Annotated in this window: 25 protein-coding genes and 1 riboswitch; of the genes, 9 read left to right on the top strand and 16 right to left on the bottom strand. The window is 39.4% G+C overall.

Annotation, left to right across the window (positions count from 1 at the left end; all coding sequences use genetic code 11):
- Positions 1-314 precede the first annotated feature (314 nt).
- Together upp and R2R35_RS06565 are read left to right on the top strand one after the other, a co-directional pair.
- Complete coding sequence (upp, locus tag R2R35_RS06560) at positions 315-944, top strand: uracil phosphoribosyltransferase (RefSeq protein WP_317733708.1); 630 nt, start codon at positions 315-317, stop codon at positions 942-944.
- Between the two features lie 223 nt (positions 945-1,167).
- Positions 1,168-2,349 (top strand): ISL3 family transposase, encoded by a 1,182-nt coding sequence (locus tag R2R35_RS06565; protein ID WP_317730199.1) that lies wholly within the window; start codon positions 1,168-1,170, stop codon positions 2,347-2,349.
- A 137-nt stretch (positions 2,350-2,486) separates the two neighbouring features.
- Here the strand turns inward: R2R35_RS06565 and R2R35_RS06570 are convergent, their stop codons facing one another.
- Positions 2,487-3,545, bottom strand: a complete 1,059-nt coding sequence (locus R2R35_RS06570; protein WP_317733709.1) for an aldose epimerase family protein — start codon at positions 3,543-3,545, stop codon at positions 2,487-2,489.
- Positions 3,546-3,638: 93 nt separating this feature from the next.
- On the opposite strand from R2R35_RS06570, the gene R2R35_RS06575 reads away from it, so the two are divergent.
- From R2R35_RS06575 to R2R35_RS06585, 3 genes are all read left to right on the top strand, one after another.
- A complete protein-coding gene (locus R2R35_RS06575; protein ID WP_317733710.1) occupies positions 3,639-3,830 on the top strand; it encodes a hypothetical protein in 192 nt (63 codons plus the stop codon).
- Positions 3,831-4,579: 749 nt separating this feature from the next.
- A riboswitch (cobalamin riboswitch) is annotated at positions 4,580-4,786 on the top strand.
- 98 nt (positions 4,787-4,884) lie between these two features.
- Positions 4,885-5,289, top strand: a complete 405-nt coding sequence (locus R2R35_RS06580) for a DUF4430 domain-containing protein (RefSeq protein WP_317733711.1) — start codon at positions 4,885-4,887, stop codon at positions 5,287-5,289.
- Between the two features lie 196 nt (positions 5,290-5,485).
- Positions 5,486-6,043 carry a hypothetical protein gene (locus tag R2R35_RS06585; protein ID WP_317733712.1) on the top strand — a complete coding sequence of 186 codons (558 nt, stop codon included), beginning with the start codon at positions 5,486-5,488 and terminating at the stop codon, positions 6,041-6,043.
- Positions 6,044-6,080: 37 nt separating this feature from the next.
- Here R2R35_RS06585 and R2R35_RS06590 read toward each other — a convergent pair whose 3' ends face one another.
- Entirely contained in the window at positions 6,081-7,679 is a 1,599-nt protein-coding gene (locus R2R35_RS06590; protein ID WP_317733713.1) for an ASKHA domain-containing protein, read from the bottom strand.
- Between the two features lie 264 nt (positions 7,680-7,943).
- Positions 7,944-8,144 (bottom strand): cold-shock protein, encoded by a 201-nt coding sequence (locus tag R2R35_RS06595; RefSeq protein ID WP_033165096.1) that lies wholly within the window; start codon positions 8,142-8,144, stop codon positions 7,944-7,946.
- Between the two features lie 538 nt (positions 8,145-8,682).
- On the opposite strand from R2R35_RS06595, the gene R2R35_RS06600 reads away from it, so the two are divergent.
- Together R2R35_RS06600 and R2R35_RS24555 are read left to right on the top strand one after the other, a co-directional pair.
- On the top strand, positions 8,683-9,114 hold the full coding sequence (locus R2R35_RS06600) for a helix-turn-helix domain-containing protein (RefSeq protein ID WP_317733714.1): 432 nt from the start codon (positions 8,683-8,685) through the stop codon (positions 9,112-9,114).
- Positions 9,115-9,182: 68 nt separating this feature from the next.
- Positions 9,183-9,392, top strand: a complete 210-nt coding sequence (locus R2R35_RS24555; RefSeq protein ID WP_442872286.1) for a DUF1294 domain-containing protein — start codon at positions 9,183-9,185, stop codon at positions 9,390-9,392.
- A 756-nt stretch (positions 9,393-10,148) separates the two neighbouring features.
- Here R2R35_RS24555 and aspS read toward each other — a convergent pair.
- From aspS to R2R35_RS06645, 8 genes are all read right to left on the bottom strand, one after another.
- Positions 10,149-11,936 carry an aspartate--tRNA ligase gene (aspS, locus tag R2R35_RS06610; RefSeq protein ID WP_317733715.1) on the bottom strand — a complete coding sequence of 596 codons (1,788 nt, stop codon included), beginning with the start codon at positions 11,934-11,936 and terminating at the stop codon, positions 10,149-10,151.
- Between the two features lie 34 nt (positions 11,937-11,970).
- On the bottom strand, positions 11,971-12,276 hold the full coding sequence (locus R2R35_RS06615; RefSeq protein WP_317733716.1) for a Dabb family protein: 306 nt from the start codon (positions 12,274-12,276) through the stop codon (positions 11,971-11,973).
- A 153-nt stretch (positions 12,277-12,429) separates the two neighbouring features.
- Positions 12,430-13,806 carry an aminopeptidase gene (locus R2R35_RS06620; RefSeq protein WP_317733717.1) on the bottom strand — a complete coding sequence of 459 codons (1,377 nt, stop codon included), beginning with the start codon at positions 13,804-13,806 and terminating at the stop codon, positions 12,430-12,432.
- A 299-nt stretch (positions 13,807-14,105) separates the two neighbouring features.
- Positions 14,106-14,759: an HD-GYP domain-containing protein gene (locus tag R2R35_RS06625; RefSeq protein WP_317733718.1), complete on the bottom strand. Its 654-nt coding sequence runs from the start codon at positions 14,757-14,759 to the stop codon at positions 14,106-14,108.
- An 84-nt stretch (positions 14,760-14,843) separates the two neighbouring features.
- Positions 14,844-16,370, bottom strand: coding sequence for a coproporphyrinogen dehydrogenase HemZ (hemZ, locus tag R2R35_RS06630; protein ID WP_317733719.1), 1,527 nt, complete (start codon positions 16,368-16,370; stop codon positions 14,844-14,846).
- 15 nt (positions 16,371-16,385) lie between these two features.
- A complete protein-coding gene (locus R2R35_RS06635; RefSeq protein WP_317733720.1) occupies positions 16,386-17,012 on the bottom strand; it encodes an MBL fold metallo-hydrolase in 627 nt (208 codons plus the stop codon).
- Between the two features lie 20 nt (positions 17,013-17,032).
- Positions 17,033-19,336 carry a RelA/SpoT family protein gene (locus R2R35_RS06640; RefSeq protein WP_317733721.1) on the bottom strand — a complete coding sequence of 768 codons (2,304 nt, stop codon included), beginning with the start codon at positions 19,334-19,336 and terminating at the stop codon, positions 17,033-17,035.
- A 337-nt stretch (positions 19,337-19,673) separates the two neighbouring features.
- Positions 19,674-20,198, bottom strand: a complete 525-nt coding sequence (locus tag R2R35_RS06645) for an adenine phosphoribosyltransferase (protein WP_317733722.1) — start codon at positions 20,196-20,198, stop codon at positions 19,674-19,676.
- A gap of 424 nt (positions 20,199-20,622) precedes the next feature.
- Between R2R35_RS06645 and R2R35_RS06650 the strand changes: the two genes are divergently transcribed.
- Complete coding sequence (locus tag R2R35_RS06650) at positions 20,623-21,006, top strand: helix-turn-helix domain-containing protein (RefSeq protein WP_317733723.1); 384 nt, start codon at positions 20,623-20,625, stop codon at positions 21,004-21,006.
- An 88-nt stretch (positions 21,007-21,094) separates the two neighbouring features.
- On the opposite strand, the gene recJ is transcribed toward R2R35_RS06650, so the two are convergent.
- The 4 genes from recJ to R2R35_RS06670 all read right to left on the bottom strand — a co-directional run bounded on the left by recJ (position 21,095) and on the right by R2R35_RS06670 (position 25,294).
- Positions 21,095-22,870: a single-stranded-DNA-specific exonuclease RecJ gene (gene recJ, locus R2R35_RS06655; protein ID WP_317733724.1), complete on the bottom strand. Its 1,776-nt coding sequence runs from the start codon at positions 22,868-22,870 to the stop codon at positions 21,095-21,097.
- Between the two features lie 216 nt (positions 22,871-23,086).
- Complete coding sequence (scfB, locus tag R2R35_RS06660; protein ID WP_317733725.1) at positions 23,087-24,541, bottom strand: thioether cross-link-forming SCIFF peptide maturase; 1,455 nt, start codon at positions 24,539-24,541, stop codon at positions 23,087-23,089.
- A 139-nt stretch (positions 24,542-24,680) separates the two neighbouring features.
- The gene (gene scfA / locus R2R35_RS06665) at positions 24,681-24,827 is read right to left on the bottom strand and encodes a six-cysteine ranthipeptide SCIFF (RefSeq protein WP_033165083.1); all 147 of its coding nucleotides are present in this window, start codon (positions 24,825-24,827) and stop codon (positions 24,681-24,683) included.
- A gap of 92 nt (positions 24,828-24,919) precedes the next feature.
- On the bottom strand, positions 24,920-25,294 hold the full coding sequence (locus R2R35_RS06670; RefSeq protein WP_317733726.1) for a TIGR04086 family membrane protein: 375 nt from the start codon (positions 25,292-25,294) through the stop codon (positions 24,920-24,922).
- Positions 25,295-25,404: 110 nt separating this feature from the next.
- Between R2R35_RS06670 and R2R35_RS06675 the strand changes: the two genes are divergently transcribed.
- Positions 25,405-25,677 carry a hypothetical protein gene (locus tag R2R35_RS06675; RefSeq protein WP_317733727.1) on the top strand — a complete coding sequence of 91 codons (273 nt, stop codon included), beginning with the start codon at positions 25,405-25,407 and terminating at the stop codon, positions 25,675-25,677.
- Between the two features lie 143 nt (positions 25,678-25,820).
- On the opposite strand, the gene R2R35_RS06680 is transcribed toward R2R35_RS06675, so the two are convergent.
- A complete protein-coding gene (locus R2R35_RS06680) occupies positions 25,821-26,219 on the bottom strand; it encodes a VOC family protein (RefSeq protein ID WP_317733728.1) in 399 nt (132 codons plus the stop codon).
- Between the last annotated feature and the right edge of the window lie 408 nt (positions 26,220-26,627).

Genomic DNA, 26,627 nt, shown 5'->3' on the forward strand with positions numbered 1-26,627 from the left:
CATCCATACTATAATCATATATGTCCGATATAATTTAACCATAGCAAAAAGCTATATCACAAATAATATGTTAAACAATAATGCTAACAAGATAATTTTTTTCATAAAACAAAGCCTGGTAGTAACCCTCCCCCCTCTACCGGGCTTCTCCTCTGTCTGAATATGGTCATTTTTACCAGTAAGGAGCCAATTTCCAGCCAAAAAATATAATTTTCTACTTTTCTTGAGGCCGGAAGTTTGATATAATGGCAGGTAGAGCAAACAAGGCCCCTTTGCGGGACAACCTTGTAAATATTAAATTTGGAGGCAAAATTATGTCTAAAGTTGTTGTTATGGATCACCCGTTGATTAAGCATAAAATTGGTATTATGAGACGCAAAGCTACTTCCACCAAGGAATTCCGTGATTTGGTTTCTGAGGTTGCCATGCTAATCTGTTATGAGGCTACGAGAGAACTTCCTTTAACAGATATTGAAATCGATACTCCCCTTGTAAGAACTATCACACAGGAAATCGAAGGTAAGAAACTTTGTATCGTTCCCATCTTAAGAGCCGGCCTTCATATGGCTGACGGTATCTTAAACCTCATCCCTAATGCCAAGGTTGGTCATATTGGTCTGTACCGCAATGAAGAAACCCTTGAGCCTGTTGAATATTTCTGTAAACTTCCCGTTGATGCAAGTGAAAGAGAAATTTTTGTAGTAGACCCCATGTTAGCTACTGGTGGTTCTGCTTCTGCTGCTATTACTCTCTTAAAAGATAAAGGAATCAGCAAAATACACTTCTTATGTCTTATCGCTGCTCCAGAAGGTGTACAGCGCCTTACTCAGGCACATCCGGATGTTGATATTTTTGTGGGTGCCCTTGATGAAAGACTGAACGAACAAGGTTATATTCTTCCCGGTCTCGGTGATGCCGGTGACAGAATATACGGTACGAAATAATTATATTACAGTAAATAAAAAAAGTGCTTATTCCTTTTGTTTTCTCCAAAAAGAATAAGCACTTTTTTTATTACATTATTTTGGTTCTATACTGAATGTTGGGGTGTGCTTGAAAAGCACACTTCCAACATTCTTTTAGTTGTAATAAAATACATCTATAAGAAGCCTCCCAAACGCATTATCCCGACCAAAGTTTAATGTTAACGGAGGTGACCTCTTATAGATGTACCCTAATTATAGCAAGGCATTCTTAGACTTGAAAGATGTTTTTGTAAAAAAAGTGATTCAGGCAGATTCTTTTTTAAAGGTTTTCATTGAAACTAAACCTTCTGAGCAGACCTGTCCTTGTTGTGGCTGTAAAACAAAAAGAGTTCATGACTATCGAATCCAGGAAATTAATGACACTCCTTTCCAAGGTAAAACCGTCATTCTGGTTCTAAGAAAACGACGTTATTTATGTACCTCCTGCGGAAAACGATTTTTGGAACACTATTCTTTTCTTCCTACCTATCACCGCAGAACAAGGAGACTGGCTTTTTATGTTATATCTCTCCTTCGGCAGACTTTTTCTCTCAAGCAGGTTTCAATCCTTACCGGGGTTTCCGTCCCTACAATCTGCAGACTTTTGGATACCATCCATTATGCACCCCCAGATAAACTTCCTGAGGCTGTTTCTATTGATGAATTTAAAGGCAATGCCTCTACTGGGAAATATCAGTGTATCCTCGTTGATCCTAAAAAACACCGGATTCTGGATATTCTTCCAGACCGCACTCAGAGCCATCTGGCTGATTACTGGAGAAACATTACAAGAAAGGAAAGGCTGAAAGTAAAGTTCTTTGTCTGTGACATGTGGCTTCCCTATGTGGAGCTGGCCAGGACCTTCTTTCCAAATGCAAAGATTATAGTGGACAAGTATCATTTCATTCGTCAGGTCACATGGGCTATCGAAAATGTTCGTAAACGGCTCCAAAAATCCATGCCGACTTCTCTTCGAAAATACTATAAACGAAGCCGGAAGCTGATTTTGACCCGCTATAGAAAGCTGAAAGACGAGAACAAACAAGCCTGTGATCTGATGCTCCAGTATAGTGATGACCTACGGTTGGCGCACATGATGAAAGAATGGTTTTATGACATCAGCCAGCTGGAGTCCTATCGTAAGCAACAGCAGGAATTCGATGATTGGATATCTAATGCAAGAGGATGCGGTATTAAAGAATTCGAGAAATGTGCAAAAACGTTCCAGTCTTGGAGAAAAGAAATCTTAAATGCCTTCAAATATGGCATTACAAACGGTGTCACAGAAGGATTTAACAATAAGATTAAAGTATTAAAACGAAGTTCTTATGGAATCCGAAACTTTAACCGGTTCCGTACTCGGATACTTCATTGTACATCATAGGAAAAATGGTCGGGATATGGAGGCTTATTTTGCATGCCCAAAACAGCATACAGTAGAATGAACTATCGAAACAGCTCTAAACGTAAGAAAGGAGCGGGATTCATACGAATCCCACCCCAACTATTGACAAAGAGCCATTATTTTAAACCGAATTTGTATACGGTTACATAATCATATTCATTGCCTGCCTTTAATACACAGGTAGGAAATTCAGGTCTGTTGCAGGAATTAGGGAAGAACTGTGTTTCAAAACATACACCACCATTTTTCTGGTATACGAAATTTTTCTTGCCGGCTTCTGTACCGCTGATGAAATTTCCTGTATATAACTGCATGCCAGGTTTGTTTGTAAAGATTTCCATGGTTCTTCCACTTTCATCACTTACAAGCTCTCCTACCTTCTCAACTTCTGCACCACTGATATTTAACACATAGTTATGATCGTAACCACCTGCAATCTTCAGTGGTTCATAATCTACATTAATATCTTCTCCGAGAGCTTTTAATTTACGGAAATCCATAGGTGTTCCATCAACGCTAATAATCTCACCGGTAGGAATCAAGGCATCATTGGTAGGGGTAAATGTATCTGCATCTATCATAACCTTTTGGCTTAAGACAGAACCGGAAGCTTGTCCGTTAAGGTTAAAATAGGAATGGTTGGTAAGATTACAGATAGTATCTTTATCAGATACCGCCATATATTCTATAACCAGCTCATTATCATCTGTTAAGGTATAGGTTACACTGATATCAAGATTTCCCGGAAAACCTTGTTCCATATGAGGGCTTAACCTGGAGAATTCTACGGAATCCGCATCCTCTTCTTCAAATGTTTCTGTTTCATAGATAAATTTATTGTAACTCTTTGAACCTGCGTGCAGATTGTTGTTACCATCATTTTTCTCTAAGGTATATGTCTTTCCGTTCAGTTCAAAAGATGCGCCGCCTATTCTGTTGGCATGTCTTCCAATGAAAGAACCGTAACCTGCCGGGTTCCCCTCATATCCTTTTACATTATCATAACCAAGGACTACATCATCATATTTGCCGTCTTTATCAGGTACAATAATATTTACGATGTTGGCACCAAAGTCCGTTAAGCTGACTGACATACCTTTCTTGTTGATCAATGTATATAGAGTAGCCTCTTCACCCGCTGAAGTTTTGCCAAAAGAATGTTTTTTAATGCTCATAGTCTTCTCCTTCTGTTCTTTTATACTTTCTAGAATAATCCATAAACCTAAAAAGTGCAAGTGTTTATTTGCTCATTATTGGTGGAATGGGTTGTGGGGGTGGACGCTGGATATGAGGGGAATTTATGCATTTTGCTGTTCGAGAACCCTTATTCTACTAAAATGCCAGCAACTGTTCAAAAGCAGGGTAAACAGCGCCAAACTCGCCTGGTAGCTATGGCTGCGGTAGTTTATTGTGCTCAGACAATGGCACTGCTTACCCTTATCACAGTTTCTGCCATTTAAGTATCCTAAGGAACCTCTCAATGCATCATGCATAAATTCCCCTCATATCCATCTGTTTGTCTACATACGGAACCTGCGTTTCTTTCGTATTGTTAACTCGTATATTTCATAGTAGCTGAATACTATAACGAGGTTGTGAATAATATGAAATTGGCACTTAATGTTGAGATTGATTCTGAGTATTTTCTATTTTTTATCAATAGTGGTGTCTTAGTATAATTATAGTGATATTGGTTCTGCGTATTTTCTATCTCCTAATGAATAGTGGTATTATAGAGTAATTATAGATTAATCCAGTCACCTATTAATTAAAATTAATATATAATATTTTATCGTTATTTATGCTGCTGACTTCAGATTATCAATTTACCATTTAAGGTATGATGAGATACAAATAGCAAATATATGGAATGAAATGTAGTGAATATGCAGATAATTGAGGGTTTTGTTTTAGCGGTTTGTATCGAAAGGCTCCTTATGACACTTAAGCGGCAGCTGTCGTGACTAGCGGGAAAAGTGCCAGTGTTTGAGCAGCTTCACGCTACCGATGCCACAGCGCTGCAGCGAGTTTGGCACTTTTTCCGCTTCTAGGAACGGCAGCTGCCACTTTAGTGTCATAGGGAGCCTTGAGCAACAAACCGAAAAAACAAAACCCTCAATTATCGTCCGTCCCCTAAAACTCTTTCCCTTTAGAACCGGAATACCTGCCTATAAAGTTGACAGGCCATGATACTAATGTTATACTTTATAAGTCTAAAATGGCAGTAAGTGGTCGCTGTTAATGGCGACATAATAGGGAAACAGGTTAAAGTCCTGTGCGGTCCCGCCGCTGTATGTGAGGAGTCTGTAGTTACCGCATGATTTTAGAATTCATGCAATCACTGGGGTATCCCGGGAAGATTAATTGCAGATATAGATTCATGAGCCAGAATACCTGCTTGCTGTCCGTACCGCATAAGATCCACGGAAGATGGAGAAATGGTACTTTTAATTTGCGTGCCCTTCTTTCCTGTTCACCGGATAAGGGTATTTTTTATGTTTAAGGAGGAGAATTATGGATAACAAAAGATCAATCAAAAAGCCCCTTATTGGCGTTATTATTTTCATCGTTGTAATTGCAGCTATGGCTGTTCTATACAATGTCTTTAAACCCGAGACCAGTAAAGGTGCTAAGACCATTACCGCAGAGGTTGTTTTAGCGGATGGCACAAGTAACTCTTATGAAATCAGTACCGACGCGGAATACTTAAGGCAGGCACTGGAGGAAAAGAAACTCATTGAAGGAGAAGAGTCCGAATATGGTTTGTATGTTAAAACAGTTGATGGCGTAACTGCTAATGAAGGCAATCAGGAATGGTGGTGCTTTACCAAAGGCGGTGAGAGCATCAATACTGGTGTTGACACCACTCCCATTGCTGATGGTGACCATTTTGAGATAACACTGGCTGTTGGATATTAGTTAGGCGTGTTATGGTACGCAGGGTAAGTGTGCTATAAAACTTTTACCTAATTTTACAGTGTCGCAAGCTTGCTTGCATTGTGTATGGGTATCCTGTGAATTCCTTATATGCATAATTCACAAATACATAATTTACACCCTGATATTATAGCAGAGCCACATCTGCAGGCAGATACGGCATGCAATAGGAGCTAGTATGAAAATTAAAGATATTGTCATTATCGGTCTGCTTAGTTCTGTACTTTTTGCTGTACAGTATATTCTCCAGGGGATTCCTAACATCGAACTGGTGTCTTTGCTGATCCTGGTTTATACCTCCATCTTAAAGAAAAAAACACTCTTCATTATTGCAGTATTTGTACTGCTGGAGGGTTTCTTTTATGGTTTTGGTATTTGGTTTATCGGCTACCTGTATGTCTGGTTTATTCTTTATCTCATTGGCAGATTGATTACCAGAAGGACACCTCCCCTGGAACAGTCCTCTATCATATGGGCGTTGGTTTCCGGTAGTTTTGGTTTATGCTTTGGTGGTTTTTTTGCCTTTATCAGCTTTTTGATGGGTTTGCAAAGCGGTGGTTTTCAAGGCGGGCTTAACAGCGCTTTTGGTTATTGGGTAAGCGGTCTGACTTTTGATATTATACATGGTATCGCTAATTTTATAGTTGCTCTTGTCTTGTTCAAACCTGTTTATAAGGTGCTAAACAGGCTGATGAAGAATTACTACGATGACGGCTGTCAGTCTATGAGTTCCTGATCATAATGCAATTTATACCAAAATGAAAGCCTTCTCCTTATATCAATTTGGGAGAAGGCTCCATTTTTCTTATTACCGGAAAAGACAATGCTTTTATAAATTCTTCTTCAAAGGATTCTTTGCCTGCAAGCTCCAGATGGTATACCTTCCGGCTGATTTCCTCTGCTTCTTCCATGGTTATTTCCTGCAGTAAGAGTTTTTTAGAACCGGCTAAGGCTCCGTTTCCTATATATTCTATAAGCTCTTCTTTTACATCCGGCAATAAACCTACACCTATGGCTTTGGTAACAGATAGTTTACTGCCAAAGTTTCCAGCAAGATAGATTTTATCAAGTTCCTGTACCTGAAGGCCTGCTTCCTGTAAAAGAAGTGCTATACCTGCTTTTATTGCACCGGTTGCCAGCTGAAACTCCCGAATGTCCTTCTGGGTGAGAGTTATTTCTTTCCGCTCTCTTTTCCATATTCGGAACAGATTCTCATCTCCTGCCACTCCTAAAAGCCGTCCGGTTTCATCGATATCTTGATGTACATAGAGTTCATAGATGCATTCTATAAGACCAGAACCGCAGATACCAGTTGGAGATACCTTCCCGTCTTCTTCCCCGATATAATGAAGCTCCAGCTTTCCATTTACCATTTTTGCTGATGTTATTGCACCGGCTTCTGCTCTCATACCACAAGAGATATTGCCACCTTCAAATGCAGGTCCGGCGGCGGTAGAGCATGCGGTCAGTCTTCCCTTGTTGCATAATACCATCTCTCCATTGGTACCGATATCCATGAGTAGAATCTTCTTCTTTTCCTTTTGGAGTCCCGTACTTACTATACAACCCATGGTATCTCCGCCTACATGTCCCCCAATTCCAGGCATTATAAAGACTGCTCCGTTCTCCTCTATATTAACGCCTGCCTCTTTGGCTGTCAGTGTAACACCGGTATAGCTGTCCATCTGAAAAGGAGCTCTTGAAAGCCTTCTTAAGGATCTGCCCAGAAAGAGTCCTGTCATTGTTGTATTTCCGGCTATCGCTGCTCTTTTTATCATGCTGACGTTTATTCCATACTCGAATGCCAGTTCATTTATGAGTTTGTTGCAGGCTTTTAAGAGTATATTCTTCAGGATTTCCGTATTTTTCTGATCTTCTAAGGAATAGGTAATACGGGACACTACATCTCCTCCATAGATTCTCTGAGGATTCAGCAGTCCTTTCGATAATACAGATTCACCGGTGCCCATATGATAAAGTACAGCTTCTACCGTTGTTGTTCCAATATCCAATACCACACCGAAGTTCTCATCATCCTTAACAGTTATTGGATTTCTTTTTATACCACCCAAAGAATAAATATCTCTTTCATGGGTTGGTTTATTTATAATTACGCAGGTATCATCTTCCGGGAAGAAGCAGCAGGCTAATCGAAACCCTTGTTCCCTTTCTGCTCCCGTCAGATGCTTCAATTCGTCTGCTGTAAAAAGTCCGTTATTCCCTTTTGTAACCAGTACCTTACACTTACCGCAGGTTCCTTTTCCATTGCAGACTGCCCCTGTATCAATACCGGCCTTGCCTGCGGCTTCTTCTAAGCTGATACCGGTAACTGCTTCTATTTTCTTATTTATCGGAAGAAATGTGATTACCATAGATACCTCATTTCGTTTGACTCCCACTTTGGGAAGGCAATTTTTCCTGCACAGCAAAGGCGTTAAAGTGCAGCGTTTCAGAGTAAAACAATAATACCTTAAACACAGGCTGATATTTCTATGTTCAAAAAAAGGTTATCCCGAAGGATAACCTTTAAATCATTCTCGTTGATTACAATATAGCCATTTCTGTATAAAAATTCTTAAAAATAATAATTCTTAAAATTTATATATCAAGAAAAAGGTACACTGAAACTTTGATGATTATAATTTTGTTACGTTAGTGGCCTGAGGTCCTTTAGCTCCCTGAACAACATCGAAAGCAACTTCTTGTCCTTCTTCTAAAGACTTGAAACCATCCATGTTTAAACCTGAGTAATGAACGAAAACATCATTTCCCTGCTCATCGGAGATGAAACCGAAACCTTTTTGATTGTTAAACCATTTTACTGTACCTTTGTTCATGTTATTTCCTCCAAATAAATTAATCTACATTTATAGTTCATTGCATCTTCTGCAACAAATTTATAATAACACTTTCACGAACTTATGTCAATTGGTTTTTTGGAAAATTCTTTACAATTGAGCCCTTTTTTCCTATGTTACAGCCCCTTTTTGCCTGCATTCCTTGATTTTGCGCCTTCCACTATCCTCCAAATATACACAAGACATTCCTGTAAATAGTAAATTTTAACCATCCTGCTATTTGTCTGTTTCTACCAGCCCCTAAAGTCTTACCAGACAGTTATTATAATGAAATTATTAACTTTTTTCCTTTACCTCGGTGCTCTCCTGTATCAAAGTTTAAATTGAGATAATGCGAGAATTGGTATATAATTTTAACAACATCAATTTAGATTGATGTTTACTACACTATTAAGAGGGAGATAAGAAGGGAAAATATACGATTTGGCATTTAAGGTTAGGTTTTATGATTCCGGTAAAAATCCTGCTCTACAATCCATTTTATTTTCTAACAAATATGTGATAAAGGGAGTTTACTATGCCAGAATTATTACTTAAGGACAAATTAAAGGAATTAAGAACCTCCAGGCACTATACGCAGACTAAAGTGGCAGGGTACCTAAACATGACACGGCAGGGTTATGCCCACTACGAAGCCGGTAAACGCACTCCCGATTACAGAACATTACTGAAATTATCCAAACTATATAATGTTGACATAGAGGTTTTCATAAATTCAAAAACTGTTCCTATGTCCGGTGAGCTTCTCCATGAATCTGTGAATTATAATCTAGATATGGAAAAAGATTCACTGCCACAGGGTAAATCTCGGATTATCCAGTTAACACAAGAGGAAAAGCGACTATTTACCCTTTTTCGCAAACTAAACGAAAGTGAAAAAAAGCAAATATTAGCTTTCTTGGAAAACAAAGTCCGAAAGAAACAACAAGATAATATTAAGGAGGATTAGACAAGTTGAATTTACTTAATTTATTATTGATATATTTGATTTTTGCGAATTTACTCTCTTTTCTGCTTATGGGATTGGATAAATACAAAGCCAGAAAACGTTTGTGGAGGATAAAAGAAAGTACACTGTTTCTAACTTCGGTAATTGGGGGCAGTCTGGGTTCACTCCTGGGTATGTTCCTATTTCATCACAAAACAAAGCATACAAAGTTTTTAATTGGAATGCCTGTTATTTTAATTGTTCATATTTCTGTTATGTTCTTATATTTTATGCGTTAGCAAACTGTTGCTATAATAAATGCAGTCTTGTACTGCCGCAACTTATCTATGGCTACAGATACATTACCGTAAGCTGATACACAATACGGTAGAAATAGGTACAAAATACTAAATGCTCAAGCCAGGCGATTACTTGTCACCTGCTTGAGCATTTTTGCATTTTTACGTATTACTTCTATAGGACTTAACGATCGATGATAAAAAAAGCATTTATAGTAGTTTATATGCATTTACAGGATAAAGTAACCTGAAGATAGAACCAGCATTCCGTACAGTGTATAAATATAAACGAATAATTTATTTCTAATAATCTTATAGAAAACATATTGAAAATAAAAGATGTAAGAATATAACTATTAGTATTACAATCAAATAATTAATGCTATCTCATCTTAATACTTTAAAGTACCCAAAACTCTTAATCCCTATTATTATTAATACTTATTCTATAATAAACCCTATAATATGAACCTCTAAAATCTTGTTTCTCATAAGATTTCAGGCAAATAGTACAAACCAGAGAAACGAATGCGCCTATGGAAAGGCATTAGAAGTCCTTTTCTCTGGATACTTTGTGCTATATTACAAAACAGATTGTCTGAGCGAAGCGAGTTATCTGTTTTGTAATATGTCCAGCACAAAATATTCAGAGAATTAGGACTTCTTATGCCTTGGAATCGAAGCATGAGTTTTTCTGGTTTGTGCTATTTGCCGTCCCCCTGTGAAAAACCAATCTTTCTTCCTCACCCAAACCCTCTATTTCTTCTCCGTAATCCCAATCCCCAGCTCATTTAATTGCTTCACTTCCACTACATTGGGAGCCTCTGTCATCAGACAGGAAGCATCTTTCACTTTAGGAAAAGCAATTACATCACGGATACTGTCTTCCTTTGCCATAAGCATAATCAGACGATCCAAACCATAAGCCAGTCCTGCGTGAGGAGGTACACCATATTTGAAGGCATTTAACAGGAAGCCAAAGCGCTCATAGGCTTCTTCCCTGGTAAATCCAAGTACCTCAAACATCTTCTCCTGAACCTGATTTTGATATATTCTAACACTGCCGCCGCCGATTTCTGTTCCGTTTAATACAATATCGTAGGCTTTGGCACGTACCTTACCGGGGTCAGTATTAAGAAGCTCTAAATCTTCCTCCATAGGCATCGTGAAGGGATGGTGTTTCGCTGTATATCTGCCTTCTTCCTTGGAGTACTCTAACAGAGGGAATTCTGTTACCCAAAGGAATTTATACTCGTCCTTTTTCAGCAGATCAAGCCCTCTTGCCAGCTCGAGACGCAGATTACCAAGTACATCAAATACCACATCGTCTTCATCTGCAGCAAAGAACATTAAATCGCCGGGTTTCGCACCCATCTGCTCTGTAAGAAGTTTTAATTCCTCTTCCGTCATAAACTTCGCGAAGGAGGATTTATAAGTTCCATCTGCATTAATACTAAGATAAGCAAGTCCTTTTGCACCGAAGTCCTTGGCAAACTGAACCAGTGCATCTATTTTCTTTCTGGGCATCTCGCCTTGTCCTTCTGCATTGATTCCTCTTACAGAACCACCGTTTTTGATGGCATCGGTAAATACAGAAAAACCACAGTCTTTTACATATTCAGATACGCATTTCAGCTCCATGCCAAAACGAATATCCGGCTTATCGGAACCGAATCGATCCATCGCTTCCTTATAAGTCATTCTGGGAATCGGCAGGCTGACTTCCACACCGATGGTCTCCTTGAACATCTTTGCCAGCAATCTTTCATTTACTGCAATGACATCATCTACATCCACAAAAGAAAGCTCCATATCGATCTGCGTGAATTCGGGCTGACGATCTGCACGTAAATCTTCATCACGGAAGCATTTAACAATCTGAAAGTATCTGTCATAGCCGGAGCACATTAACAGCTGCTTAAAGATCTGGGGTGACTGGGGAAGCGCATAGAAATTCCCTGGATGTACACGGCTTGGCACTAAATAGTCTCTTGCGCCTTCCGGCGTACTCTTAGTCAGCATAGGTGTCTCAATCTCCAAAAAACCTTCTTCTGAGAGAAACTGTCTGGTAAGGGTTGCTACCTTGCTTCTCATAATAAGGTTCTGCTGTAGATCCGGTCTTCTAAGGTCTAAATAACGATATTTCAGACGAAGTTCTTCTTTGGTCTTACTGTTTTCTTCAATTGGAAAAGGAGGGGTATCTGCTTCTGAGAGAATACGAAGGCTTTCAGCCCTTAATTCGATTTCGCCGGTTGCCATGTTCTCATTCACACCGCCGGAACGAAGTTCTACCGTACCTGTTACTGCAATAACGAACTCACTTCTAAGCTTTTCCGCTTTCGCATAGTTCTCGCTACCTACATCTCCTTCTTCAAAAATTATCTGAAGGAGCCCTGAACGGTCCCTGAGATCAACGAATATAATACTTCCTTTGTTTCTGCTTTTTTGTACCCAGCCCATCACCGTAACTTTTTCACCTGCCAGGTTTTTTGTGACTTCCGTACATCTGTGGCTTCTCTGCAAGCCCTTCATAGACTCTGCCATGATATCCTCCTGCTAATTCCTTATAATTCATTTATTAAATATCGTAATCTACACAAATACGATTACTGATTATGCTTCTTACCAGGGAAGCAGCCTTTAAATGTTCCTCATGGTTCTGATAAACAGCCAGTGCCTCCGCATTTTCAAAGATGCTGTCCAACATGAAATCACAATTATCGGTACCGGTGGGCAGAGTTTTTGTTATAACTTCTAAGGAGTGTATGCCCGGAATCTTACCCTTTAAGGCCTCTAACTTTTCCTTTACTTCTTCAACAAGTCTAAGTCTTTCTTCCTCTGTCAGTTCTTCCTTATACTTCCACAAAACAAGATGTCTAACCATTCCTGCCCCTTTCCGTACAGTATATATCTACTGTAGCTTCCAAAATTATTGTTATTGTTTCGATTAATTCTGCCTGTCTGTTATATTTATGGGAACTTACTCTCTGAATTTATTTATTCCGAACAGAATATAAATCTTCTTGTTGTCATTATATTAGATTTCCTTTAAGAAAGCTATATATCCCTTGTAAGTTTCATATATATCGACTTTACTGGTTATCTCCCAGGGTGCATGCATGTTCAGTACCGCTACGCCACTGTCGATGACCTCCATATTGTAGTTGGCCATAATGTAGGCAATGGTTCCGCCGCCACCTTCATCAACTTTACCCAACTCAGCAGTCTGGATGGATACCTGATTATCCTCCATAATCTTACGGAGTCTTGCCATAAATTCGGGATTGGCATCGTTGGAATTTGATTTGCCTCTGGAGCCGGTGTATTTGTTAAATACCATACCTTTCCCGAAATAAGCTGAATTCTTCTTCTCCATTACCGCAGGATAATTGGGATCAAAAGCTGCGCTTACATCAGAGGAGAGCATATGGGAATTGGATAAAGCACGTCTAACCTTTAATTCTGAGTACTCACCAGTTAAGGCAAGCATCTCTGCTACAGTATTCTCAAAAAACTTGGAATGCATACCAGAGGCTCCAACGCTACCGATTTCTTCTTTGTCTACCAGAATGCAGGCACAGGTTCTGTCGGTTTCTTTTACCTCTAAAATTGCAAGCAGTGAGGTATAGGAGCACACTCTGTCATCCTGGCCATAACCCATAACCATACTCTTATCAAGACCATAATCCCTAGCTTTTCCTGCGGGTACTATTTCTAACTCTGCGGATAAGAAGTCATCTTCCTCTACATCGTACTTATCCTTTAAGATATGCAGGATATTTGCTTTAACAGCATCTTTTTCTTCACCCTTTAAAGGCTTGCTTCCGATTAGGATATTTAGATCCTCACCTTCTATGACTTTGGCGCCTTTCTTCTCCAGCTGCGCACCGGATAAATGTATCAGCAGATCTGTAACTCCGATAACCGGATCTTCTTCTGCTTCACCGATTACTATGTTAAGAACTGTTCCGTCCTTTTTAACAACGACACCATGGATAGCTAAGGGAAGTGTTACCCACTGATATTTCTTGATACCGCCATAATAATGGGTATCAAATAAGGCCATCTCTGCGTCTTCGTACAAAGGCACCTGCTTTAAATCCATCCTGGGGGAATCTATATGGGCACCCAGAATCTTTAATCCGTCTTCTAAAGGACGTGATCCGATTACGAAAAGTGCTATTGCTTTCTCCATGTTGGATATGTAAACTTTATCTCCGGGTCTTAATGCTTTTCCGTCGCGGATATATTCTTTTAAGTCTTTAAAGCCCTCTTTTTCCGCTAACTTAATACTTTCCCTGACGCATTCCCTCTCAGTCTTGCAGTCAGTAATAAATTTCTTATAACCTTCACTAAAGGCATTTATATCAGCTAATTGGCTGTCTTCATACTTTAACCATGCATTTTGGCTCATTTTGTTTCCTTTCTGCGATCTATATTTTTGTATTGTATAACTATTCAGCTCCTCCTTCTTACCTTCTGCAAAGTTTCCGTACATGAAGCTTAGAAGTGCAGAATTATATGGATAGAGGCACATGTCACAATTGGTTTTGCTTTCGTACATGCCCAGGAAATGTCATAAAATCTCCTTTTATTTCAAATAGTTACAGCTACATATCTTCTTTCCGTGGTTCATTATAATGCTTTTTGTTTCAAATTTCAACCATTTGGAACCAGGTGTCAGAATCTGTTTTCAGATTTCGTCTGTATAATTCAGTAGGTTCCGTCATGGAGTATATTCTTCCAGCTAAACTTCTTTCGGTTGATATCGCAGGCATATTTATCGATTTCTGCAAAATCCTCTGTATAGACAATACTCAAAAAATTTAGAAAAAGCTTCATATCAAAATTCTTTACTTCTTCAATCATTAATTGAATAGCTGCTTCTTTATGATAAGAGCAGCGATATCTCCTGTCAGATACCAGTGCAGCATAAACATCGCATATTCTGAGTATCCTTGCACCTAGAGGAATCTCACTCCCTTTTAGATTTCTGGGATAACCTGATCCATCGTAATTCTCATGATGATGCAGTATGGCTTCTATTATTCTTTCATGATAGCCATATTTGCGCAAAATCTCATAACCTAAATCAGAATGCATCCGAATATATTTCAGTTCTTCAACAATCAGTGTATTTCGGTCACTGGCATAGAGGTACTTACCAAGGCGTAATTTACCGATATCATGAACAAGACCAGCATCTGCCATATCATAACAGAAACTGTCATCACAGCCGGCTTCTTTTGCAAGTACATAAGCTAACTTGCTGACCAGTATTCCATGGTCTATCGCTTCTTCCAGATCATCCGCCAGGACATTCTCTTGTCTGTAAGCATTGTTCTCAAATTCACTGAAAGCTTCCATAATGGATTCCTCCTTCCTTTCGGGTAGGTCTGCCAGCCGCTTGTGTTATACTGGTTGTTCCGCTTTGTCAAATACAAGCTATGCTTAAAGCAGAGGACCATTTTCAGTCAGAAAAATATTTTTTCGTTCTATCATTTCATCAATTCTGGCGATATAATCCACCAGGCTCTTTACATTTTCCACTCTTTCTATACGGTTTTCCTTGTGAAATACAAACTTTGACTGAGCTCCTGCTCCTAAAGCAAGTATTGTCTGTTTCTCTTCCATAATAAGAACGTTGTAAAGTCCTTCCTTGCCTTCCATGGCATAACCTATGTTCTCCAGGTTTCCCGCCATATTCTTCTGGCGGTAGAGATAATAAGGTCCATAACCCTGTTCTTTAGCAAACTGAGCAGTAGCATCTACCATTTCAGAAGCTTCTTTGTAATTCGCAGACTCATACTCTACATTTTCTGTATTGAGTCTGGACGCTCTCTTTAATGCCAATGTATGAACAGTAAGGCTATCTGGTTTCAGTTTCCTTATTTCTTCCAGGGTATAAGTGACTTCCTTCCTTCTTTCACCAGGCAGTCCAACTATAATATCCATATTGATGTTGTCATGTCCTGTTTTTCTTGCAAGAGCGAAAGCCTCTCTTATCTCATCAACTGTATGCCTTCGGCCAATCAGATCAAGGGTTTTCTGTTCCATGGTCTGAGGATTTATGGAAATTCTCGTTACACCATGGGCTTTTAATATCTTTAGCTTGTCCTCGGTGATACTGTCCGGTCTTCCGGCCTCCACCGTATACTCCATGGTCTGGCTGGGTTTTAGATGTATATCTATATGGGAAAGCAGTCTATCCAACTGCTCTTCATTCAGGGTCGTCGGTGTTCCGCCACCGATATATACTGTAGTGAGTTTCTTATTTTTTAATACTCCTGCGGCATAGCTGATTTCCTTAAAAAGTGCTTCCAGATATGCCTCTGCCATATTTCCGAATTTCTGAATGGAATAAGAGGTGAAGGAGCAATACAGACAGGTACTGGGACAGAAAGGAATACCAATATAAATACTATAACCATTCCGGTAATCCATATCCTGAAGCAGTCTGTTTTCTCTTCCTGCTACCATCAGGCTCAGCTCTGTTTTCTTTTGGGAGCAGTAATATTCCTCGCTCATAAACCTGCGGATATCCGCTTCCTTTTCTCCCGCTTCCAGCTTCTCCAGCACCATTTTGGTAGGACGGATTCCGGTTAAGGTTCCCCAGGGCAGTTCTCTCCCAGTCATTTTGTGCAACAGACGGTAAATCCTTCTCTTTAAGTGATTCCTGATTTCCTTTTTTCTTGCGACCTGCTGGTCATGGGTATCAATCAGGGCAGTCAGAGCGTTATCTGGCTTAGGCGGAAAGACTTCTTCCTCTTCTTTGCAAAGTAATTCCTGGCCTTTTAACCCTTGAACACAAAGATAAGAATCCACGATTTCCACTGATATGGTGATGGATTCTTTCTCTGTCTCAATTCTATCTTCAATGTTTCGAATAACCTTTATTTCCTCTTCCGGGTAAAAGGCTTTGATTAAGGGACAAATATCATTTTCATATTCATCCCCTGTTATTATTATCTGAATCACGATTACCTCCCAATCTTACCACCTTAAAAAAGGATTGTTATTCTTTTCATGTCCAATGGTAGTTGTCATACCGTGACCGGGATAAACCTTTGTTTCTTCCGGTAATTCAAAAAGTTTCTCGCGAAGACTCTTTAAAATTATCACATTGTTACCGGTAGGCAGGTCTGTCCTTCCTACCGATTCAAAAAACAGAGTATCCCCTGAAAAAAGAACATTCTCCTCCGAAAGATAAAAGCAGGCACTTCCAGCAGTATGTCCAGGTGTATGAATAACCTCAACGTTCATTCCTCCAAGGTTCAGTACTTCCTTATCCTGAAATACCTGATCCCGCTTTGCTGAAATATTGCTTCTAAGCATGAAAGCTCCATTTAGATCCGGACTCTCAAGCAATTCCGCTTCCTGCTCATGGACATAATAAGGAATGGTATAGGTTCTGCTAAGTTCTTCCACCGCCATAATATGGTCAAAATGCCCATGGGTCAGTAAAATCGCCACAGGCATTAGCTGTTCCCCTGAGATCTTGGCATTGATTCTTTCCGCTTTATCCGCAGGGTCAACAATTATTGTTTCTTTTGTCTCTTCATTTATTATAAAATAACAGTTAGTACTTACTGGTCCTAATACAAGATTTTCTATCACCATTGGTAGTCATCCTTTCTTTATCAGCCGGTAGTACGCTCGATATCAAGTACACTCTCAATGCTTCTGAGCTTACCGATAATATAACGCAGCTGCTCAACTCCGTTTATTTCAAAACCAACACTTATGGTGGCGGTTCCCTGTTTGCTGGTTCTTACAGTCATTGAAGTCACATCAATCTTATTTTCTGTAAGAATCTTTGATACATCTACCAGAACACCGCTGCGGTTATTGGCGTAAATCTTAATTTCCGCTGCATAAAGTTCACCCTGCGCCTTATCCTGAGGTACATTCCACTCAGCTTCAATAAGTCTTGCCCTATCTTCTTCCGAAAGATTCATAAGATTGACACAGTCTGTACGATGTATGGATACTCCTCTTCCTCTGGTTACAAAACCTACGATTTCATCACCGGGTACCGGCCCGCAGCACTTGGAGAAACGAACTGCAACGTCATGAATACCTTCTACTACGATACCACTCTTTGATTTACGTGAGGGCGGTCTGTTATCCTTAACCTCCGTTATGGAATCAAGTACCTTCTCATCAGTAATCTCTTTCTTATGCTTCTTGTCATACTCATCTTTTAATTTGTTTATGACCTGACCTTCCTTTAAACCGCCATGACCTACAGCAGCATAAATGGAATCCCAGTCTCTAAAGCCATATTTGGACATTACCTTATTCATGTATTCCGGCTTCATAAGATCGCTTAGCACAATACCTTTGGTCTTACAGTAAGCGACAATCATTTCTTTTCCTTTTACTATATTGTCTTCTTTTAACTCTGTCTTAAACCATTGGTTAATCTTGTTCTTTGCCTGGGTACTCTTAACCAGGGACAGCCAATCCCTACTGGGTCCTTTGGAGTTTTGAGAAGTTATGATCTCAATTCTGTCACCGTTTTGTATTACATAATCTATATTGACAAGTTTGCCATTTACTCTGGCTCCTACCATCTTATTTCCTACTGCACTGTGAATACTGTAGGCAAAATCAATGGGTGTAGAACCATTGGGAAGATTCTTCACATCGCCGGTTGGAGTAAAGCAGTATACACTTTCTGAAAACAGATCCAGATCGCTCTTTAACAGGCTCAGGAATTCCTTGTTATCAGACATGTCTCTCTGCCACTCAAGAATCTGCCTTAACCAGGTAAGCTTAGCTTCTTCGGTATCCTGAGAATTCTTTCCATCCTGACCCTCTTTGTATTTCCAATGGGCAGCAATACCATATTCAGCCGTACGGTGCATTTCATAGGTTCTTATCTGAATTTCAAAGGGCTGTCCTCCTGGGCCGATAAGGGTAGTATGAAGAGACTGGTACATATTGGGCTTGGGCATGGCAATATAATCCTTGAATCTGCCAGGAATGGGCTTATACATTTCATGGATTACGCCAAGCGCTGCATAACAGTCTTTCACGGATTCCACGATAATACGTACAGCAAATAAATCAAATATCTGATCCAGCGTCTTATGCTGGTTAACCATTTTCTTATAGATACTGAAGAAATGCTTTACCCTGCCGTCTATTTTGGCTTCAATATCAGCATCCATAACATGAAAGCGTACTTCTTCAACAATTTTACCGATAACTTCTTCTCTTTCACCTTTCCTGGAGTTTATCTTCTCCGTAAGGTCATTATAAACTTCTGGTTCCAGGTATTTTAAGGAGAGATCATCCAGCTCGATCTTAATCTTAGATATACCAAGGCGCTGGGCGATAGGAGCATAGATATCCATGGTCTCCCTTGCTTTTTCCTTCTGTTTAATGGGCGTCTGGTATTGAAGGGTTCTCATATTATGGAGTCTGTCGGCTAATTTAATCAGAATAACACGGATGTCCTTCGCCATGGCAAGAAACATCTTACGCAGATTCTCAGCTTGTATCTCTAACTTATCCTTTGAGTAATTTAACTGGGTAAGCTTCGTAACTCCATCTACCAATAATGCAATCTCGTCATTAAAGTCTTTTGCCAATTCTTCCGCCGTACACACAGTATCTTCTACTACATCATGTAAAAGACCTGCTACAATAGTTTCCTTATCAAGCTCCAGCTCTGCAAGAATTATTGCTACACAGAGAGGGTGAATGATATAGGGTTCTCCCGATTTTCTAAGCTGGTTATGGTGAGCCTTTGCCGCACAGTGATAGGCCTTTTCAATCATGGAAATATCGGCGGAAGGGTGGTAGCTTTCCACGATTTTAATCAACTGTCCGTATAACTCGTCAGGGCTCGTAAAATCTGAGGGAATAACTGTCTCGGTATTCTTTTTTTTATTTAAATTGTCGTCCGTCAGCTTGCTTATTACATTGTTTTCCATGAAATCACCACCAGTTTTAGATTTATCTTTTTATTATAAACATATAATGAGAAAAAATCAATTCCTTTATTGTATTATGGCATATTCTGACCTAAGCTGTCGTTTTTTCCCAGAAATAGCAAAAAGCCTGACAAGTCAGACTTCGTTTTTGAAGTACAGGGATATTGAGCTCCTAAGATGAAAAGAGCCTGTTTTATCAGGCTTTTTACTATTAGTATGCCACGCTGTTCTTTTTTGAAACATGGCATACTATTTCTGGAGAAGGAAAGGTAGTTTTTAATACGAAAAAAGGGCTTTGGCAGTTAGATTCCTACTGCGGCAGCCCTTCATTCGCTATTTATTTGCCTTCATATTTAATAACAGCTTCAACATCATAGCCTTGTAACTTATCACGTCCATGAAGACCTTCCAGTTCCATCAGGAATATGATCTTAACCACGATTCCCCCAAGGCTCTCAATTAATTTCGTAATAGCCTCAATGGTTCCTCCTGTTGCAATCAGATCATCCACAATAGCAACCTTCTGTCCAGGTTTGATGGAATCTTTATGCATCTCGATGGTTGCGGTACCGTATTCCAGTGCATACTCCATTTCAATGGTTTCACAGGGAAGCTTACCCTTTTTACGAACAGGTACAAAAGCTTTGTTGAGATTGTAAGCAATCGGAACTCCGAATATAAATCCTCTTGATTCAGGTCCCACGATTACATCAATATCAAGTCCGTCCAGCAGCGCCTGCATCTGGTCAATTGACAGTTTTAAGCTGTCTTTATCCTGTAAAACACTGGTAACATCTCTGAATACGATTCCTTCCTCCGGGAAATCAGGTATACTCCTAACATATTCTTCTAACTTCTTCATGGTTTCTGCCTCTTTCTTATTATATTACTTCACTATAATAGTTGTTAATCCTTACCGGCGCGATAAGTACTCCGACTTTTATCTAAATGATAAATTCTTCACATTCTCATAACAATCCAGAATAGATTATATCATTTTTTCCTGAATATATCAACAGAAATAAAGCGTAAAGCACTGCCAAAGTGAGCCAGACAGTAATCTTTTCTGTTAAATAATCTGTAGAACAATTTATCGCCTGTTATTCCCGATTTTCATTAGCAGTACAGTATTGAGTTATTGAAATCTTTAACTTTACCGCTGAGTACAGTCATCTATATTAAATATTTATTATTTTATCCAATTATCATGGATTATTTCCAGTATTAATAGAATGCCATTTTAAAGATTAAGATTTATGATACTATTTATTGGAGAGGTGATTTCTATGGATATTGGTAAAAAAATTAAAACTCTGAGGCTTTCCAACCCCCTCACCCAAAATGAACTGGCAGATATACTTGGTGTGAGTAAATCTACGATGTCTAATTATGAAAGAAACATAAGCACTCCGGCTCCTGATATCTTATTAAAATTAGCAGCTTACTTTGAAGTTACCGTTGACTATTTCTTTCAAGAAAAGCAGAATAACTCAATGGACCTTATAAAAGAGAGCTCTGCCTATCATTCCGATAAAATTGTAACCAAAGATGAATGGAATACAATAATTTATTACAGAAGGCTTAGTGACGAACAGAAAGATTATATAAAGGGGCACATGATACAGTTATATCAGAAAAAGATTACCCCTGATATAACCGAAAAAGGCTGAAGCAGCTACTATTTCTATGTCTACCGATTTATACCGAACTTTTTAGCAGCAGCAAAGCCTCTTCCACCATAAAGCGTGCCCCTTCAGGTTATTCTTTCTCAATTAAGTAATTCTGTATAACTATCTGCAGACTTCGATTCCCGTTATATTCATTGATTGTAGGGTAATAGGTTATCGAAAGCTTCATGCTGTTATCTCTGTTTTGATAAGCCTTATCCACTTCTGTTTTGCCGTAAACTCCATTCAGAGCTTCCAGAAACCCTGCTGTATCTCCAAAATACATAGCCTCCATTTCCCTGCCATACGGATTTCTAACCAGTAATTTTATTACCTTCTTATTCTTTCCAAGAACAGTCAGCTTTAAAATCTTAAGATTCCTGTCTGCAAATAAGGGCTTCTCATTCCCTTTACCGAAAGGTTCGAGTAGCTTAAGATCTTCCACCAGTTCCTCTGTCACATAACCCAGAGGCAGAACTACATCTATTACTACCTTGGGAATCAAATCTTCCTCTGTCAGTACTGTATTGCCGTTAAGACCTATCCTTAAGGTCTCTACTGAGGTAAGCTGCAGAGACATTCCGGCGGCCATGGGATGACCTCCGAACTTCACCAGATGCTCCTTACAGCGGGTCAGTTCCTCGTACATATTATATTTCTCAATGGATCGGCCTGATCCTTTCACCATATCATGGGCATCGGTCAGTACAATGGCTGGCTTACAGTAGCGCTCTCTTAATCTGCCAGCAATAATTCCTGCCAGACTCTCGTGGCAGTCCTTCAGATATATTACCAGGACTTTATCCTTCTTCAGTTCGGAGTCTTCTATAAGAGCTATTGCGTTTAGTAAACCTTCCTCCGTCATCTGCTTTCTAAGGTCATTTAAAGCTTTAAGCTCCTCTGCCCTTTTATCTGCTTCCTCTTTGGTCTCAGACAACAAAAGCCGCAATCCCTGTTTCGCTGTATCAAGTCTGCCCCCGGCATTCAGACAGGGCCCGATTACATAACCAAGATGATAGGCGGCGAGATTTCCGGCGGCAATGCTGTTCTTTTCCATTAGTGCACGAAGCCCCAGGTTCTGGGTATTATTAAGCAGTTCCAGCCCTTTTTTCACCAGGATACGGTTCTCTCCGGTCAGTTCCATTACGTCACAAACGGTGGCGATGGCTGTTGCTTCCCTTAGAGGAACCAGCTCTGTCTTTGATATCTGTTTTCTATCAAAGAATGCTTCCATCAGTTTATAAGCAACCGCAGCACCGCAAAGCTGCTTAAAGGGATACAAACAATCCTCCTGCTTGGGATTCACCACGGCATCAGCTTCCGGAAGAATGTGCTTCTTACTCTCTCCCTCAATCAAAAAAGGTATATCATGGTGATCTGTTATAATCACTGTCATTCCAAGCGCTTTGGCCTTTTTCACCTGCTCGGTGGCAGCAATTCCATTGTCACAGGTTAGTATGGTATCAATACCTGCTTCATAGGCTGCATCTATAATCTGTTCGTTTATTCCATAACCGTCTCTGATACGATCCGGTATTTCATAATCGACCTTTGCCCCGCATAAGCTCAATGCCTTATACAGTATGTACGTTGAAGCAACTCCGTCAACATCATAATCCCCTACAATACGAATGCTTTTTCCCTCTGTCATCTTCTCTTCAAGAATATCGCAAGCTTTTGCAAGATCTTTCATTAAGAGCGGATTGTGTGTCCTCTCATAATCCGGGTTCAGATAAAATCTAATATCCTCTTCTTCTGTTAACCCTCTGTTAACCAGGAGCCTTGTAAGGCATTCGCTGATACCGTGTTTTGCCATAATCGTCTGAAAATCTGCTTTTTTATTTTTGAGTACCCATTTTTCTGCCATAGGTGTCTCCTTTCCATTGAAATCGTATAATATTTTCTCCTGTCAATTTAGGGTTACAAGCCTAACTGCCGCAAAGAGTCGGGCAAAACAGAGTAACCCTCCATAAATAAGTCCGAAAACATCTTCGATTTCTTTGTAACTTTAAACAGAGAATGCCCGTACAAGGCAGCTCATTAATGAGTGCCCAACAGGCATTATCCTTCTATCTGTAATCTTTTACGCTTCCTCTGAAAGAGAAGCCTCTGCTGCTTTTATCATAAGTGCACATTCCACACGTTTTTTCTGAAGCTTGCAGCCGATATCATATGTATCATGGATGCTGCCATGGAACTTATAAGAATTAGCCGCACAGCCGCCGCTGCAATAAAATTTGGCAAAACATTCTTTGCACTTATCCTTCGAGTAAACGTTGCAGCACTTGAATTCTTCCTGCATCTCCTTTTGCTTCACACCCTCAAAGACATTTCCCATCAGGTATTTCTCTTCTCCTACAAACTGATGGCAGGGATATAAATCCCCCCAGGGAGTTACCGCCAAATACTCGGTTCCTGAGCCGCAGCCTGACAGCCTCTTGGCAACACAGGGGCCTCCGGATAAATCTATCATGAAATGGAAGAAGTTAAAGCCTTCCCCTTTTTGCTTCTTTTCAAGAATATAAGCTGCCAGCTTATCATATTCTTCATAGATCTTCTCCAGATCTTCTTCCTTTAAGGAATAGTTTTCCTCCGGCAAAGCCACTACCGGCTCAACAGAAATCTGCTTAAAGCCATTCTCTGCCAGATGTATAACGTCTTCTGAGAAGTCCAGATTATTATGAGTAAAGGTTCCTCTCACATAATAGTTTGTCTGGTTTCTGCTTTCAGCAAGTTTCTTGAATTTGGGAATGATAACATCATAGCTTCCTTTACCATTTCTGGAAGGGCGCATCATGTCATTAACCTCTTTACGTCCATCAATGCTCAATACCACATTGCTCATTTCTTTATTAGCAAATTCCATGATATCATCATTTAGCAGAATTCCATTTGTAGTAAGGGTGAAGCGGAACTTCTTGTTATGAATTACTTCCTGCTCTCTTCCGTATTCCACCAGTCTTTTTACTACGTCAAAATTCATCAGCGGCTCACCGCCAAAGAAATCTATCTCAAGGTTCTTTCTGTTACCGGAGCTTGCAATCAGAAAGTCCAGAGCCTGCTTCCCAACCTCATAGCTCATCAGTGCACGTCTTCCCTGGTATTCGCCCTCTTCCGCAAAACAATACTTACAGGCAAGATTACAGTCATGCGCTATATGAAGACAAAGAGCTTTTACTACCGTTGAACGATTCTTAAATTCCGATATGTAATTCTCATAGATATCTTCAGTAAACAGAGCACCTTCCGTTATCAGCTCTTCTACTTCGGATAAGGCTTCGGTTACCGCCGTAACAACCGGGTCAGCTTGTTCCTTATATTCTTCAAATAAAGAGGTATATTCCTCTCCTTTGTATTTATCCGTTATATGATTTATTATGGCTTCCCTGTCTTCCTTGCTTACTTTATGTTTCGCATCTCTGGAAGCCTTGTTGTATCCTTCTATAATATCATAGATTAGATCATCCACCACATGGACCATGCCGCTATTAACGTCCAGCACAATATTATAGCCGTTATTTTTATACTGGTGAACCAAAATTTCCTCCTTCTATGTGCATTTATCCATGCACAAGGAATAAGCAGCGACTGTAAGACGCTGCTTAGTTTACATGATTGATTAATTTTATCAGTAACCTTAGTACTACCTTGCATTACTTATGTATACTGCAGAATACTTATCTATTATCGTTCTCGCAGCTCTGATTTCCTACTGTGCAGGATGTCTTACATGCTGACTGGCAAGAAGTCTGGCACTCGCCGCATCCGCCCTTCTTCATGGACTCTTTAAGATTTCTTGTATTTAAAGTCTTAATACGTTTCATGAGTTTCCTCCTTATATTTTCCCTATGGATGATAATATCCAAAATTCAAAGCTTATTATACCATAGCCTCTAAGATTTGAAAAGAGAAATTTTCAGCTCACCATGCCGCCCAGCATACCTCCAAACAGGCATAATAACATGACTGTAAACACTCTGGCGGGTTCCATTCCCATTACGGAGCCGGTGAGTATTGATGCTAACAGCAGGATGGCAAAATAAAGTCCTCCCATCATAAGTCCCCATAGAAACCTTTTATGCTCTGCACTTTTCCCGAACAGGAAGCCTCCTATGAAAGTCGAGAGGATATAGGTTGCTATGATGCCTCCGCTTAATATTTTATTGGATACGTCCAGCTTTAGCATAAGGAAGGAGAGCAGCAGTATCATAAGTACGGTTATGACATAAGAGAAGAGAAGATTCTTTAACGCGACAGTTACTTTGGAATTCCGGTGAAGTACTTTGTCCATGAAATACCTCCATACATTTATACAGTATTATATTTTTCATGTCCTTGTTATATGACCTGGAATGTGATTTTTTATGAATGATTGTGGGAAAAAGGGGGGGGAGGGGGTCTTTGGAAGGGGACGATGATTGGAGGGGCTGTCTGTCCGTTTTGTTGTTCAAGGACCCTTATTCCACGAAAGCGCCAGTAACTGTTCATGGCAGGTTAAAGAGTGCCAAACTCGCTGTACGGTTATGGCCGTGGCAGGTTATTGTGCTCAGACAGTGGCACTATTTAACCTATTCACAGTTACTGGCGCTTAAGTGTCATAAGGAACCTTTCAATACAAAACTACCAGACAGCCCCTCCAATCATCTGGGTATTGGTAAAGAACTTTTTTCTTAATAATGATTCAAAGTAAGCATTGAACTAATTATGAACTGATGAATTATATAATTTCTTGCGCTAATCATGCGTGAGAACGAACTAGTCATTAATTACGCATCTTAGTACACTTTATGAAAGAGGATGTATAGGAAACAACTAATTTAAAAGTTAAGCTGGCAGTCCTTATGTTCCCAGATATCGAATAAATTACCGTCTAAATCCTCTAATGTAAAGAACTTGCCGTAAATACCCTCATCACTGATGTTACCTACTTTTATATCCTGAGACTTTAAATAATAGTGTAGAAAATCTATATTGTCAGTATAGAAAGTTATAACCCATCTCTTTTTTCTATCTATTTCATATACAGCTCTTGAGTCGTTGTCAGTTTGAATTAAATCTAGTATGGGTCTATTACCTCTGAAAAGGCTCAAATAATTTCCACGATGATTTCTTATGTTAAAACCGAAATGTTTAACAAACCATTCTGCTGAATTATTTATATCACTTACAGGTATAGTGTTGTAGGCTATTCCTAATATTTTACTATCATTATCCATTTTATTATCCTCCACCTATATACTGCCTTTCTTTTAATAACACAACTTTTCATCTGCATAACTGGGAAAATGCTTGTGGTATAATTTTTTTATTTTTATTATCATTAAAAAAGCATCTAAAATTGGTACAATAAAATTACCACATCAAAAAAATCCCTGTAGAGGAGGTGTAATCTTAAGATATCTTAAATGAACCTAAATGTCCATACTCCAAATATGCCAATCACATAACAATCAGCATAACTCTGCAATCAATCATATCCCTCCTGATCTTATAATTTTGTATAAGGGTTATATCCGTATTAATATTAGTGGTTGTAAAAGGTCATTAAAAGGGGTACAATGCTTGTATTAGCTTAATGTCTGTATATTTAAACTATACTTACCTCTGACTGTCATACGTAATAA

The organism is Anaerocolumna sp. AGMB13020 (genome assembly GCF_033100115.1).
GTDB lineage: Bacteria > Bacillota > Clostridia > Lachnospirales > Lachnospiraceae > Anaerocolumna.

Bases quoted from the DNA above. Each gene is read 5' to 3' on its own strand.
- upp (WP_317733708.1), top strand. From the start codon at position 315: ATGTCTAAAGTTGTTGTTATGGATCACCCGTTGATTAAGCATAAAATT.
- R2R35_RS06565 (WP_317730199.1), top strand. From the start codon at position 1,168: ATGTACCCTAATTATAGCAAGGCATTCTTAGACTTGAAAGATGTTTTT.
- R2R35_RS06570 (WP_317733709.1), bottom strand. From the start codon at position 3,545: ATGAGCATTAAAAAACATTCTTTTGGCAAAACTTCAGCGGGTGAAGAG.
- R2R35_RS06580 (WP_317733711.1), top strand. From the start codon at position 4,885: ATGGATAACAAAAGATCAATCAAAAAGCCCCTTATTGGCGTTATTATT.
- R2R35_RS06585 (WP_317733712.1), top strand. From the start codon at position 5,486: ATGAAAATTAAAGATATTGTCATTATCGGTCTGCTTAGTTCTGTACTT.
- R2R35_RS06590 (WP_317733713.1), bottom strand. From the start codon at position 7,679: ATGGTAATCACATTTCTTCCGATAAATAAGAAAATAGAAGCAGTTACC.
- R2R35_RS06595 (WP_033165096.1), bottom strand. From the start codon at position 8,144: ATGAACAAAGGTACAGTAAAATGGTTTAACAATCAAAAAGGTTTCGGT.
- R2R35_RS06600 (WP_317733714.1), top strand. From the start codon at position 8,683: ATGCCAGAATTATTACTTAAGGACAAATTAAAGGAATTAAGAACCTCC.
- R2R35_RS24555 (WP_442872286.1), top strand. From the start codon at position 9,183: ATGGGATTGGATAAATACAAAGCCAGAAAACGTTTGTGGAGGATAAAA.
- aspS (WP_317733715.1), bottom strand. From the start codon at position 11,936: ATGGCAGAGTCTATGAAGGGCTTGCAGAGAAGCCACAGATGTACGGAA.
- R2R35_RS06615 (WP_317733716.1), bottom strand. From the start codon at position 12,276: ATGGTTAGACATCTTGTTTTGTGGAAGTATAAGGAAGAACTGACAGAG.
- R2R35_RS06620 (WP_317733717.1), bottom strand. From the start codon at position 13,806: ATGAGCCAAAATGCATGGTTAAAGTATGAAGACAGCCAATTAGCTGAT.
- R2R35_RS06625 (WP_317733718.1), bottom strand. From the start codon at position 14,759: ATGGAAGCTTTCAGTGAATTTGAGAACAATGCTTACAGACAAGAGAAT.
- R2R35_RS06635 (WP_317733720.1), bottom strand. From the start codon at position 17,012: ATGGTGATAGAAAATCTTGTATTAGGACCAGTAAGTACTAACTGTTAT.
- R2R35_RS06640 (WP_317733721.1), bottom strand. From the start codon at position 19,336: ATGGAAAACAATGTAATAAGCAAGCTGACGGACGACAATTTAAATAAA.
- R2R35_RS06645 (WP_317733722.1), bottom strand. From the start codon at position 20,198: ATGAAGAAGTTAGAAGAATATGTTAGGAGTATACCTGATTTCCCGGAG.
- R2R35_RS06650 (WP_317733723.1), top strand. From the start codon at position 20,623: ATGGATATTGGTAAAAAAATTAAAACTCTGAGGCTTTCCAACCCCCTC.
- recJ (WP_317733724.1), bottom strand. From the start codon at position 22,870: ATGGCAGAAAAATGGGTACTCAAAAATAAAAAAGCAGATTTTCAGACG.
- scfA (WP_033165083.1), bottom strand. From the start codon at position 24,827: ATGAAACGTATTAAGACTTTAAATACAAGAAATCTTAAAGAGTCCATG.
- R2R35_RS06670 (WP_317733726.1), bottom strand. From the start codon at position 25,294: ATGGACAAAGTACTTCACCGGAATTCCAAAGTAACTGTCGCGTTAAAG.
- R2R35_RS06680 (WP_317733728.1), bottom strand. From the start codon at position 26,219: ATGGATAATGATAGTAAAATATTAGGAATAGCCTACAACACTATACCT.